The organism is Burkholderia sp. AU44665 (assembly GCF_030504405.1).
Taxonomy (GTDB): Bacteria; Pseudomonadota; Gammaproteobacteria; order Burkholderiales; family Burkholderiaceae; genus Burkholderia; species Burkholderia semiarida.
Genome location: NZ_JAUJRI010000046.1, coordinates 1 through 1357, shown reverse-complemented (window position 1 = coordinate 1357; position 1357 = coordinate 1). Strand labels below are relative to the sequence as shown.

The 1357-nt window shown below is 61.8% G+C and carries 1 protein-coding gene; it reads right to left on the bottom strand.

The window, feature by feature from the left end:
• Positions 1-41: 41 nt before the first annotated feature.
• On the bottom strand, positions 42-1301 hold the full coding sequence (locus QZM15_RS33860) for an IS256 family transposase (RefSeq protein WP_302108026.1): 1260 nt from the start codon (positions 1299-1301) through the stop codon (positions 42-44).
• Positions 1302-1357: the final 56 nt, after the last annotated feature.

Genomic DNA, 1357 nt, shown 5'->3' with positions numbered 1-1357 from the left:
TGGGAGGTATCCGGAATTCCGTGTGTGAGGCGGGTTGAGATTCAGACTCCAATGTTGAATCGTTCCGGGTAAAGCAGCGCGAACTGAGTCATGGCGCTCTTCCAATCGTGCCGGGAACCGGTCCACTTGGCCACGACGTTGCGCAACGCCAGCCAGATCAGCTTGAGCGCGGCCTCGTCCGACGGGAAGTGGCCGCGCGCCTTGATGATCTTCCGAAGCTGCATGTGCAGCGACTCGATCGCGTTGGTCGTATATACGATTTTCCGGATGTCGGGCGCGAAGGCATAGAACGGAATCACCTGATCCCAGGCCCGGCGCCAGAGCGCGGCAATCGGAGGGTATTTCGTACCCCATGGGCTCGTATCGAACGTATCCAGTGCCACGGCGGCGGCTTCGGCGCTCGGTGCCCGGTAGACCTCCTTGAGCGCCGCCGCGACCGATTTCCTGTCTTTCCAGCTGGCGAAGTCCAGCGAGTTCCGGATCAGATGCACGATGCAGGTCTGCACCGTCGTTTCCGGAAACACCGTGTTGATCGCTTCCGGGAAGCCCTTCAAGCCGTCGACCACGGCGATCAGGATGTCCTGCACGCCGCGCAGCTTCAGGTCGTTCACCACCCGCAGCCAGAACTTGGCCCCCTCGGTCTGCTCGATCCAAAGGCCCAGCACGTCACGTGTGCCGTCGCGGCGCACGCCCAGCGCCAGGTAGATCGCCTTGTTGCGCACGACGCCTTCGTCGCGGATCTTGACTCGCAAGGCGTCGAAGAACACGACCGGGTACATCGGCTCGAGCGGCCGCTGCTGCCATTCGCGCACTTCGTCGATCACGGCATCGGTCACCGTGCTGATGAAGTCCGGCGACACCTCGATGCCGTACATCTCCAGCAGGAAACCCTGAATCTCCCGCACGCTCATGCCGCGTGCGTACATCGCGATGATCTTGTCGTCGAAGCCGGTGAAGCGTCGCTCGCCCTTGGCGATCAGCACCGGATCGAAGGTGCCCTCGCGGTCGCGCGGAATCTCGACGTCGAGCAGGTCATCGTCGGTCGTGATGCGCTTGCGGCTGGTGCCGTTGCGGTGGTTCGTGCTACTCGCCGGCTTGGTTTCACCCTTCCCGTAACCGAGATGATGGGTCAGTTCGCCGCCCAGCGCACGCTCGAAGATCGCCTTCTTGAGCGCGGCCAGTTGCTCATTGATCGTCGCCCGGTCCAGCGTCCCGGGCACCAGTTGCTTGATCAACTCCGGGTCCAGATTCAAGCCCTTGCCCGGTTCAATCGTCACTTCTTCCTTGCGTTTGCGTGGCATAAAGTGGCTCCTTGGTCGCCAGTTTATGCCTCACACACAAAGATTCGGATAGGCTC

Coding starts and splice junctions, on each gene's coding strand:
- QZM15_RS33860 (WP_302108026.1), bottom strand. CDS start 1,301: ATGCCACGCAAACGCAAGGAAGAAGTGACGATTGAACCGGGCAAGGGC.